General features: G+C 44.6%; 7 protein-coding genes, 1 tRNA gene and 2 pseudogenes. 6 read left to right on the top strand and 4 right to left on the bottom strand.

The window, feature by feature from the left end; translation table 11 throughout:
* The 4 genes from ribH to F6K57_RS05970 form a co-directional block, all read left to right on the top strand.
* Nucleotides 1-464: 6,7-dimethyl-8-ribityllumazine synthase (gene ribH, locus F6K57_RS05985; RefSeq protein WP_293065721.1), on the top strand; the 464-nt coding region annotated here is incomplete at its 5' end.
* Between the two features lie 112 nt (nt 465-576).
* Nucleotides 577-648 (top strand) — tRNA-Gly (locus tag F6K57_RS05980).
* Between the two features lie 245 nt (nt 649-893).
* Nucleotides 894-1,301 (top strand): hypothetical protein, encoded by a 408-nt coding sequence (locus F6K57_RS05975; RefSeq protein WP_070394764.1) that lies wholly within the window; start codon nt 894-896, stop codon nt 1,299-1,301.
* Between the two features lie 6 nt (nt 1,302-1,307).
* Nucleotides 1,308-2,576, top strand: a complete 1,269-nt coding sequence (locus F6K57_RS05970) for a glutamate-5-semialdehyde dehydrogenase (protein WP_075902548.1) — start codon at nt 1,308-1,310, stop codon at nt 2,574-2,576.
* Here the strand turns inward: F6K57_RS05970 and F6K57_RS05965 are convergent.
* The 3 genes and pseudogenes from F6K57_RS05965 to F6K57_RS05955 form a co-directional block, all read right to left on the bottom strand.
* Nucleotides 2,573-3,277 (bottom strand): annotated as a pseudogene (locus tag F6K57_RS05965) (CO2 hydration protein); the annotation flags it as partial. The gene F6K57_RS05970 and the pseudogene F6K57_RS05965 sit on opposite strands and share 4 nt — an antisense overlap.
* A gap of 77 nt (nt 3,278-3,354) precedes the next feature.
* Nucleotides 3,355-3,603, bottom strand: a pseudogene (locus F6K57_RS05960) (1,4-alpha-glucan branching enzyme); the annotation flags it as partial.
* A 740-nt stretch (nt 3,604-4,343) separates the two neighbouring features.
* Nucleotides 4,344-5,150, bottom strand: a complete 807-nt coding sequence (locus F6K57_RS05955; RefSeq protein ID WP_293047227.1) for a hypothetical protein — start codon at nt 5,148-5,150, stop codon at nt 4,344-4,346.
* A gap of 470 nt (nt 5,151-5,620) precedes the next feature.
* On the opposite strand from F6K57_RS05955, the gene F6K57_RS05950 reads away from it, so the two are divergent.
* A complete protein-coding gene (locus F6K57_RS05950; protein ID WP_293065716.1) occupies nt 5,621-7,255 on the top strand; it encodes a hypothetical protein in 1,635 nt (544 codons plus the stop codon).
* A 170-nt stretch (nt 7,256-7,425) separates the two neighbouring features.
* Nucleotides 7,426-9,777 carry a tetratricopeptide repeat protein gene (locus F6K57_RS05945; protein ID WP_293039178.1) on the top strand — a complete coding sequence of 784 codons (2,352 nt, stop codon included), beginning with the start codon at nt 7,426-7,428 and terminating at the stop codon, nt 9,775-9,777.
* Between the two features lie 228 nt (nt 9,778-10,005).
* Here the strand turns inward: F6K57_RS05945 and F6K57_RS05940 are convergent, their stop codons facing one another.
* Entirely contained in the window at nt 10,006-11,628 is a 1,623-nt protein-coding gene (locus F6K57_RS05940) for a cation:proton antiporter (protein ID WP_293065733.1), read from the bottom strand.
* Between the last annotated feature and the right edge of the window lie 58 nt (nt 11,629-11,686).

Below are 11,686 nucleotides of genomic sequence, written 5' to 3'. Positions count from 1 at the left end.
ATGGCATTGATCCCAATCCCCAAGGTACTCAAGTTGACTATATTTGGGTACCGGGTAGCTTTGAAATTTCATTGATGGCTCGCCAAGCTGCTCTTAGCGGTCGTTATGATGCAGTGATTTGCTTGGGATCAGTGATTCGGGGTCAAACTCCCCATTTTGATTATGTCGCTGCTGAAGTAGCCAAGGGCATTGCTGCTGCCGGTTTTCAAACTGGGGTACCTGTTATTTTTGGTATTCTAACTGTAGATACCATGCAGCAAGCTCTAGAACGGGCGGGAATCAAGAGCAATAAAGGTTGGGATTATGCCATGAATGCCATAGAAATGGCTAACCTGATGCGAAGTTTTCGAGGTCAAAATTCAATATTAGGCTATGAAGAGTCTGAGCAGGGAACTTTGGGGCAACAAACTCTACCATTCTCGGCAAATTGGACAATTGCTTCAGAATCTGACCCTGATTCCTAACATATGAGTTAATTTTGGGACATTTTCCTAATTTTCTTGAATCTAAAAGCTCAGTAGAAGGGGTTGACAAATTTTGGCTTATCTGACATACTATAAAGAGATAAGTTGAGGTGCGGGTATAGCTCAGTGGTAGAGCGTCACCTTGCCAAGGTGAATGTCGCGCGTTCGAATCGCGTTACCCGCTTACGAATAGTAAATAAACCTGTAAAGCCTGGAGAGAGACCTCCTTGCTTAGCCTGTCTTCAGCTCAGTTATCCCACTTGATGCAAACCGTGGCAATGTGCATCAATAACCTTAAAGAATAAGATTATATAATAGATGGGGACACGCTTAGCTTTGTAGTGTCCTAATATTTAAATCATGCAGCACTACCAATTCCAGGTTTTTTGATAAACCTAACCACATGTCTTTTGGTTTTTAATAACGCTTGTGCAATCTCAAAAGGGTCAAAAGATTGACTTAAACTCCGAGTATCCCTGCCCTTGTCGGCGTCGGGGTCATTTAGTGCCAATTACACTGACAGAAGCCCTTGGCTGCAATCGCTGTCAGCAAATTTTTGTGGTAGACGAAAGTGGTTATGTGATGGAGCAACTATCCACCCACTACCCCTATAAAAAAGCTTGGCGTTGGACAGGACATCGTTGGTATACAATCCATGGTAGTCTTGGTGAAAGCTACTTACCTGTAGCCTTGGGTATTGTCTTAGTTCTGCTGATTGTCTGGTTGCCTTTGGCACTTCACTCCCAAAAAGGGCCAGGTATCATAGTCTGGGCATTACTGGCAGTACTCCTAGCAGTACTTCCGGCTATGATGGTTTGGCTAGCTTACCGGCGTTAACTAACAATGAACACAGACTCTGGGAGCAAGGCCTCGAAGTTACATGATTTAATGGCCAGTGTCCACCATGCTTCTTGGGCATTGGCAAACACCAAGGGAGAAGAGCGCTCTCGTGGCATCGAGGCTATGGCTCAAGGAATGCGAAACTCCTTTGATGATATTTTGGAAGCTAACACCCTAGATCTGGAAACCAGTAGGGACATGGCAGTGCCAGATCTAATTTTGGACTGGCTGAAGCTAACACCAGAAAGGCTACAGATGGCGATCGCAATCCTGGAAAGGATTGGAAAGTCATCTGATCCAATCCGGCGGGTGATGAACGCCTCTTACCAAACTGACCAATCTCAGACCTACTGTCAGCTAATGCCGTTGGGAGTGATTGCTCTAATTTATGAGGCATTTCCTGAACTAGGTGCAATTGCCGCAGGCTTTTGTGTCAAAACTGGTAACTCCCTGATTCTCAAAGGCAGTAGCGAAGCCAGTCAGTCTAACCAGGTGATTGCTCAAGCGTTGCAAAATGCTTTGGATGAGGTCGGTTTGCCAACGGGATGTTTGGAACTATTGCCCTCTGGACAGGGAGCTTCGATTCGGGATTTGGTCACTCAAAATCCATATCTGAATTTGGTAATTCCCCACGGACGACCAACCCTACTCAAGCAGGTGATCCAACAATCAACGGCACCGGTTTTGCAATCGGCCATGGGTAACTGCTACCTTTACTGGTCTGCTAATGGTGACGTTGATCTGGTTAGATATATAGTTTTAGATAGCCACGCCAGTCAGCCGGATCCGGTCAATGCTATTGAAAAGATTCTGATTAATCAGAATCAGAAAACCTCTGCCTTAGTTACCCTGTTGAATAACCTGAAGGAAAACGGTTTTGAACTCAGAGGTGATGCCAATCTAGTGGCTAAGTTTCCTGAACAATTGACTTTGGCAGCAGAATCCGAGTGGGGTCAAGCCTACTTGACCAAAACTATTGCGTTGAAAGTGGTAGATTCTATAGAGTCAGGGATTGCTTGGATTAATCAATATAGTAGCGGTCATGCTGACTGCCTGGTGACAGATTCTTATCAGGAAAGCCGTCAGTTTGCCTTAGGTGTAGATAGTGCATCGGTTTACATTAATTCCTCACCAAGATTTTCACGGAATCCGCAACCAGGAGACTCCGTGTTTCTAGGTATGTCTAACCAAAAAGGACATTATCGCGGCATGATTAGCCTGGAGACTCTCACTACCCTTAAACACGTGGTTCAGGGCAATGGACAGTTTTAGGCGTTGGTCATTTGACCATTGGCTGCTCTCAAGCGGGAGGGGATCAATCGATCCATCCAGTATTCCAAATACGCTCGATTTTCGTCAAGTTCACCAGGATCTGTGGTATCCATGGGATGAGGGGCTAGCCCCAAAATCGCAGCTGTAGTAACACAAAACATAGATTTCTGGAAAGTTTGGCATATTCTGACCCGCAAGTCAATTTCACCCCGATGCGATCGCATATAAAAATCGCTGAGATACTTGGGTAGATAATGCCTCATATCCTGCATCAGCAATGTCGGTGGAATTCCAGCACCACCAATCGGCAATGGGTCAGCATACAATGCGCCATAGGTAAATCGGGTTTGATCTGGGGAAATCTGGTAGGCTTGGGCATTCAGAGATACTGTGCCCAGAAAGGGTGTTCCCCGGAAAAAAATTGCCTCTACATAGGGTACTCCTGTATCAGACAAGAAAGTCAAACCAACTGATTCGGGAATAATCTCATACCTTTTATCACCAATCTGAGGGGCATAGGTAATGGGTTTGTTTGCTGCTGCGACTAACCCTGCTTTAATATGGTCTACCACTTGGGGAATCGACTTAATTTCCCCTTCGTCATAGCCCTGAGATAGGGACATGAATATATCACTCATCACCCGCCAGAATTGCCCTAATCCACTGGTATAGGCAAGCATTCGCACTTGTTCGGGCANAAAGCTAACTCCGAGCCATTTACAGGAGTAGTTTTGACATACTCTCAAGACAAAGAGATCGCCAGAGATGTCGTGTTATCATTATTTTGGTGGAACTGACGGAACCAAGGATCCATGCTGAAATAGTCCAGCATATCGTGCATCCAGCCCATGTTCCACTTTAAGTTAAAGCCTAAACCTCCCACATAGGTCGGCCAGGAGACCATTGGCCAAGAGGTAGACTCTTCAGCCACACAGAGAGTACCGGGAAAATAGCTGAAAATCAGGTGGTTGACTTGCCGCAGGAAATCCGCAGCTTCAATGTTTTCCCGTCCGCCATATTCATTCGCGTTGATGCAGTGGCTTCGATGCTTTATCTCGACTATTGCCGCAAAGATGGAGAATGGGTCGCGAACGAATATGAAAGGGACTGATTCCATCTGTTTGTAGTGTCCTTCATTCCAGAAGAGTTGTCTAGTCCTATCACTGACTATGTTAAATACCTATTTTGTCAAGTACAATTTATACAAAATAGCTGCAATTACCCTGCTTCTTACCCTTTGATGATTACGAAGTTATCTGCCATGGGCTAGATGTTGAAACTAATCAAGAATGTTACCACGTTCGTGCCTTTAACACTATTGGTAATAAGACAGAATTAGCCCTAATGGGCGAAACAGTTTTTCACTGTCCTAGGTCAACCAAACCTAAGGATATGGATAAAACATTAGCTGCCTTTAAAGGGATGGGTGGACGTATAAGCTCTCCTTTGATGAGCAGGATTTGCTTGATGTGTTAGCTCCAGACAATCCTCATGCACGTCTAGCTTGCCAGTGTGTTGTGATGGGGGATATTAGTATCACTACTCTCAAGGGGTGAGCGGATGAACAGTTGAGGGGATGAACGGGTCAGGAAAATTCCCTTTCCACACTATTTTTTGTCTAAGCACAAGAACGGAGGGATGGAGTGATCACTCCATCACTCCATCCCTCCATCACTCCTTAAACTAGATCAGGACTTACGCACAGACTCCATGGGTAGGGTGGGCAAAACATTGCCCACCCTACTCCATCACTCCTTAAACTAGATATCATTGTAAAAACTCAGGAGTTGAAAGGGGAGCATCGATTCGACGTTGATTAGGCTTGTCAAGCTTATAAATAATCGGTGGTTCTGGTAGCAGCAGATACCGCTTGCCCCAGCCATGATTAATATCCTCAGGTCTAGGTTCAGGTGGTTTGGTCTGACCGGTGGGTAAGGCAACGGACAGAACTTGACGTGCCTGGACATACCGTTGACCATCAGATGTATTGTTGATCAGGCTGCTTGCTAGGGTTATTCGCTGCTTCTTTAACTCCTCTTCTAGTTCCCAGAGGGACTCTTTGGGGGTGAGGGTGGCTAGGAAGGTTACTTCCTCTGCTGGTTTTAGTGATAAGCCAAGTTTGGACTGATCCATTTGCCAGACTTCTTGAAACTGACCGTCTGGTGCAATTTGCCATAGTTTCAAGTCGGTCTGCCATCTTCCCTTCTTTACATCGACATTTTGATAAGCCAGAATTGAATAGATAAAATTTGCGTCTCTGTTGAAAGAGAGCTGTTGATTAGGGTGCAAATAGCGAATCGCTGCTACCGTGATGGGAATTTCCTCCGGAAGATTCGTGGTTCCTGCTACGGTGTAGATCCCTGGACGGTCTGATTTGGTCACCGTAAGCTGAAAAATTGCTTCGGGAGGTTGACGGAGTAATCGATTAGTTAATTGCCGTCCTGGTAATGGAATCTGGGTGCATCCAGTACTTAATAGTAAGAGTATAAAGATGCTAAATACCCTTTTCAACAAATGGGTCAGATTTTGTTTGACTATTTTTTTTGCCCAAATAAAAATAAAGGTTTTGTGCATAGCCGATACTTGCATAAAAATGTCATTAAATAAAATTTTAACAGGTTAAATTTTATTTTAATCAAATAAAACTGATTAAGGTTTACTCTGGTTAATTTTTATTTATTGATTTAATTTTTTTATGTTATGGTTTCAGGCGGCTATTTCAACCATATCTATTATTTATATGATGAATAATTGGGCGTTAACTATCTCCTAATAAGCAATTATTTATTTTTTTTGTTGTATGAATTTGAGAGTGATATCAAGTCTATTAGCCTTGGTATAATAACATGGATTAATTACCAAACCTTGTGATATAAAATTCACCCTAATACTTTGAACAAAGTAATCAAGCTTCGTAATTATATAACCTACATAATTATCTATACCGAAAAAAAAACGGATAATATTTTATCTGCTGGTAAAACAACGTTTATTCCCTATAAATGTGAACTAAGCACAGTTATATTTAATTGATTGTGGTGCTCATGATAGACATAAATCAAATCCCTATTGCTATTGATCCTAATCAACCAAGTATGAGCGCCTTAAAGCGTTCGGTTGGGCTAAGTTACTTCTTATTATCCATTGCCTCGACTTCCCCCTTAGCCAAATGGGGTTTTATAGCCCCGATCACCCTATCACTTTTGTTAGGTGTTGCTAGTCTGAAAACAGAACCAGCCTATGCTCATTTTTCGGGGCTATGTCTTAGTCTTCCGGATCAAATTGTTTCGGAAAAACCTCTTAGCCCTAAGAGCGAAACCTCGAAACCATCACAGAATAATGTCTGGAGCAACACAGACCAAGACCGGCTGGACAGGTTCAACTCTACAAATTTGTCTGAAAAGGCCCAGGAGGACTGGGCTGTTAAGGATTCATGCACGAGGATGAGGGCTAGGTTTCAAGCAAACCCGAACAGCCAATACTACTCGGTTAGTAGCGGACAAGAATTTGGTTGTGGCTACACAAACGAAAGCTGCCTGAGGGACTTTGATAGGACTGTAGGTTTATCCAAGCAATATGACCCTAAGAACTTCCACCCCAGTGAAGATGATTGGGTATCGATTGAGCCTAAGAAGCTGGCACAAACCAACTTTGAGGAAGCACCAGAGCGTCAATTAATTCCAGAGATTGACCCTAAGGATGATAACCCGTTAGCTCCGACCCTAAACGTACAAGGTGCCTTGGTGAATCAGGAAGACACATCAGCGAGACTACGGCTGCAAGGAACTTATCCCCTTTCTCCCCATGCTTTGTTTGGTGCCACAGTTGACCTCACCACTGGGGAGGGCTTTTCCGACACCGAGGAAACGGGATTAAGTCTCAATGAACTTTACTTTACCACTTCTGTGCCTAGCTATTCTAATCTGCGCTTTGTGGTTGGTCTAATGGATTTGACATCTTATTTTGACCGCAATAGCTTTGCTAAAGATAGTACGACCCATTTCTTTAACCCGGTGTTTCAGACGAATCCTGCTCTGGCAGCAGCAGGTATAGCGTCTCGTCCGGGGGTACTGCTCAACTGGAATCTAACCGACAACCTGGAAGTAAGAGCTGCGGGCTTTTCTTCAGACCGAGACCTGGATGATTTTGCGTTTGATGGGTTTTCTTCAGAGCTAGCTTTCCGGGTAGGTACAGCAATCATTCGGGGGACTTACCTATCGGCTCGGGATGCTCAGAAAGATGGATTCCAGGAAATTTTTTCTTTGAACCGAGGGGATAACGAGTTTGGTCCGAAGTCCTCTGACCGCGAACAAGCTTACGGTATTAACGGAGAACTATATATTCCTGCCCTCAAGATGGGACTGTTTGGGCGCTATGGTTGGTACGAAAATCTTGATTTAGATAAAAGCGGGGATACCTACAGTGTGGGTCTGAACTTCTTAGATTTGTTTATGGATGATGACCGACTAGGGCTTGGCTATGGTCGGCAATTGTCTAATGATGACTTGCGCCGGGACCAAGGTAATAAAGTACCAGATGTTTGGGAATTGTTCTATGACGTGCGTGTTTCACCTAATGTGCGTGCAGGTGTGACTTTGCAAGGACGAGATGAGTTTTCAGATACAATTCTTGGTGTTCGAGTCAGGGCTGATTTTGATGTGAGTGATCTGTGGGATTGAGTGCTGAGTGCTCAGTAATCAGTCCTGAGTAATGAGTAATAGGTTTTTCAAGCTACTCGCTAATAGAATTGCTGACATAGATAGAACATAAACACTGATTCATCCTTGATAGTTCATCCTTGATAGTTTATCCTTCATGCTTGATAGTTTATCCTTCATGCTTTTGACCAATGAATAACGATTCTCTTGGCAAAAAAAATTTATACTGGCAGCGTTGGTGGGTCTTTTTGATGGTTTTTGGGTTAGCAGGAGTATTAATCTTCAGCCCAGTTGAATCGGTGGTACCAGCGCTCCAAGCACAAGTTACTTCTGCTGTACGCCGAGGTTACGATCTGTTAAAGAAAGGATGGGTAGATAATGCGATCGCAACCTTTGAACAAGCTCTAAAAGGCTCTCCCCAATCGAAGGAAGGGAGGTTAGGTCTAGCGATAGCGTATCAGCGAGCAGGGCGAGATGCCGATGCTTGGGCTGCTTATCAACAAGTCCTAGCCATCGACCCAAACAATAAAGAGGCTCTGGAAGCGGTAGGAGAATTGGGAGGTTATCGTGCTGAATGGCAGGCGGATGGGATTGAAGCCCTAACCACTTTATTAAACCTAACTCCTAATGATACTGGTGTTCGTGCTCAGCGGGCTTTACTGCTGGGCTACCAAGGTCGTTTTCCGGAAGCCCTAGCTGATTATGAAATTGTGCTGGAGAGCAATCCTACACCAGAAATCATTGTTGGTGCTGCTCAAATCTATACCTACAGTGGTGACTATCAGCAAGGGCTAGAGCTATTTGATCGTTACCAAGCTAACGGTCAGCCGATTCCGGGAAATGCAGCGGGAGCCTATGCTCTGGCTCTACGGGAAACTGGGAATCCTGCTCAGGCGGTACAGGTATTGGAAGCTCAGCTCAATCAATTTTCCCAATTCTATGGCAATGATAGCTATCTACGGGCTGATTTAGCTCAAGCTTATCAAGCTTCTGGGCAACTGACAGAAGCTTTGTCTGTCTTAGAACCGTTGCGAGGGAGGGATGAGGCGGCTTTACCCTTAGCCCGGGCCCTTTCAGAAATTGGTCGTCGTGAGAGTCGCTCTGACCTAACCGAAGACGCGGTTACTCTCTACCGTCAGGTACTGGCCTCAAAACCAAAGCCATCTGTTGCTTTAGTCAGGGAAGTGGCTGATGTGATGAGTGAGGTACCAAGCCAGTGGGCCTCAGCTCTACAGCTTTATCAGCAGTTGACCGAGGAGCAGTCGAATAACCAAAGCTTGTTGGTGAAGTCGAATAACCAAAGCTTGTTGGTGAAGCAGATTATTCTAGAAGGTAAATTGGGACAGTTATCCGGAACTCAACGGCGACAGCGGTTGCTTGAGATAACCCAAACTCTACCGAGTGAACCAGCTCAGCAGCGAGATTTAGCCCAAGCTTTGTTGCGTCTAGACCCTCCTGAGCCAGAACTGCTGAGTGTTTACCAAGATTTGCTGGCTACAGGGGTAGATGTACCGTTTTTGCATTTCCGTGTTGCTCAGATTTTGATAAAGCAGAATCGACTAGCCCAGGCAACAAGTGCGATTGATAGTTACAGGGCAACGTCTACTGGTGGATCGGACCAGAGTACGGAATTATTGCTAGCAGAGATTGACCGTCGCCAGGGAAATCTTAATGCTAGTATCCAGCGGTATCAGAGAATTATTCAGAGTAATCCAAATAATAATTTGTTCAATGGTGCTTTGCGGGGGTTAGCGGGAATCTATATTGCCCAAGGTGATCCACAGAAAGCTCTGGTTATCTATGACCAGCTGGTATCTCGCGATCCCAATGATTTATTAGCCCAGCTGGGGCGTACTAGTGTGGCATATCAAACTAAAGGTATTGACCAAGAGGAAGCGGAAGGGGTACTCAATCAATGGCTACAGACTCAGCCTTCTATTGATCCACCGCCGGAATTGTTGAGTTTGGTGGGTGCTTTGCCTGCTGACCCAGCACGAGAAACCCTGTACATTACTCTACTAGAGGTCTCACCAGATAATGCTCCTGTACAATTGCGACGACTACAGGTTTTAGCACAGCGAGAGCCTAAGTTAGCTAAAGCTGAAATAGCTGAGTGGATTGCGGATAATCCTGATAATATTGATGCCTATTTTGTGCAGGGAGAATTGGCTATGGGATTGAAGGATTTGCGATTAGCTAGCAACGCTTACGAAGAAATTTTAGAACGGGAGTCTGATAACATTGGTGCCTTACTAGCTTTGGCAGGGATTAGCTTTACTCAACAGCACTATGCTAAGGCAACGGGGTTTTATAAACAGATACTAGAACTGGAGCCAAAGAATTTATCGGCTCGCCAAAATTTGGCTGAATTAAGTGTTGCCCAAGATTTTCCGTTTACAGCCCTCCAACGGTTTGAAGGACTCAACTCGGAAGAGCAAGAGTCTACAGGGACAGCTAATCCTAAGCTCGATAATCGCATCCTGCGGCTGGAGGTAGATATTCTGAAACGGCGAGGTTTTCAGCCTTATTGGGAGCGGTACTAATGTAAGTATTCAGCAGTCAGCCGTCAGCGCTCAGCTTATTTTATTCAAAATCACCGATTGCGCTACGCGCATTAGCTGATAGCTGATAGCTTAAGTACTAATACCCTGTTAATTTAGTTTTTAGGGTTAGGGCAAGATGTTAGATTTTAGGTGTTAGCTTTTAGGTGTTAGGTTTTAGTCCTTATTAAAGCCTAGCACCTGATAGCATTTCGATCACTACAATAGTTGTTATTTGCTAGGATAATTGACTTTGTTTATTTCTACTTCTTCAACCAAAATTACTGGAATTGGACTGGTTTCTAACACTGCCTGAGATACGGAACCGATCCGAACTTGCTGCCAGGGTTGATGTCCCCGTTTTCCGAGCACAATATCTGTTACTTGATGCTCTTGGGCTATGCGAACAATTTCTTCGGGAATCGAACCGGTTACGGTAATAAACTGATGCCGAATATCTAAGAGCAAGCGTTTGGTTTGGTTCTTTAATTGCTTGACTTCTAACTGATTTGATGTGGTGATCACATGTAAAACAATAACTTCCCCATTACTTCGTCTTGCTAAATCTGCTACTTTAGTTAATACGTGGGTGGCTAAACTGGAGGTATCGACAGCGGCTAGTAGCAGAGTATGAGAGGCAACGGTTACTTTGGTGGGGTCTACAGGGTCTTGGGATAAGAGTTTAGGGGCAAAGGTGGGAATTGCCCAAGCCCCTAGGGGTGCGGTAATCAAAATTGAGAGGGCTGCGATCGCTAAAATTGTCTGACCTCCTTCTAGCCCTTGACTCAAGGGAATACCACCAATGGCTGCTTGTACTGTGGCTTTTGCGGAGTTTCCGGGCAACAAAAACAGTTTCTCTCGCCAAGTCCAATTACTGCCCAATGTGGAGAGATACCACCCGACCATCCGACCGATACATAACCCAATGGCTAGGATTAAAATGCCAGGTAACAGGGTTGTTTCTAATACCCGCAGTTGAATACTGGCTCCCATCAAGACAAATAGAATAATCTCTGCTACCACCCACAGATGGTTAAATTCTACTCGCAAGCGTCGTGCTAAGGGAGGGTCTAATTGTATTAGGAAAAATCCCATTGCCATGGTAGCTAAATAGCCAGAAAAGTATGGCATACTTTTAGCTAACACTACCAACAATAAGGCAAGTGCTGCGGTAATTAAGGTATCTTGGACGATAGTTTCGGTCCACTTTTGTTTGGTTATTATAAAAATAATTAACTGAGCAGCGATATATCCAATTAAGACACCAAGGGCGACCTGGATTAGAACTTGCAGGGGCAGGAACTGGAGAGCATTACTGTTGATGGTTCCTTGTGCCAAGAAATTCACCATCAAACTGAAGAGTAGCAATACTAAAACATCGGATAAGGCACTCCCAGTTAGAATCACATCTGGTATCCCTTTAGCTACGCCCCAGCCTAAACTTTTGAGTCGCAGCATTCCTGGCACAATCACGGCGGGGGATTCTGCTCCGACTACACAGCCTAGGAGTAATCCAGTGGGAAAATCGAAATTAAACAGTATCATGGCAGCAACAGCTACTGCGATCGCTTCGGTGATGGCGGGCAAAAAGCCTAACCTTACCGCAACAGTTCCTTGCTCCATGAGTTTCTCAATATCCAATCCTAGTCCTGCCCGCATTAAAATGACCATAACTGCGAAGGTGCGTAGGTCATCAGCAATAACTAGGACTTGTAGTGCGATCGCATCCCCCACTTCTGGTCCGATCAGGATACCCACCACAATCATACCAATCAAAGGAGGTGCTCCCAACCGACGGGCAAGTTGACCCCCAAAAAAGCCCATCAATAAGATCCAAATTGTACTGCCTAACATCCGAAATGTTCGCGCTCGTATATAAAATGTAATTACTTGTCGCTCAATTATGAAAACA

The sequence above is a fragment of the Moorena sp. SIO4A5 genome (genome assembly GCF_010672005.1).
In the GTDB taxonomy this organism is placed as follows: domain Bacteria; phylum Cyanobacteriota; class Cyanobacteriia; order Cyanobacteriales; family Coleofasciculaceae; genus Moorena.
This window is presented reverse-complemented; position numbering and strand designations above follow the sequence as displayed.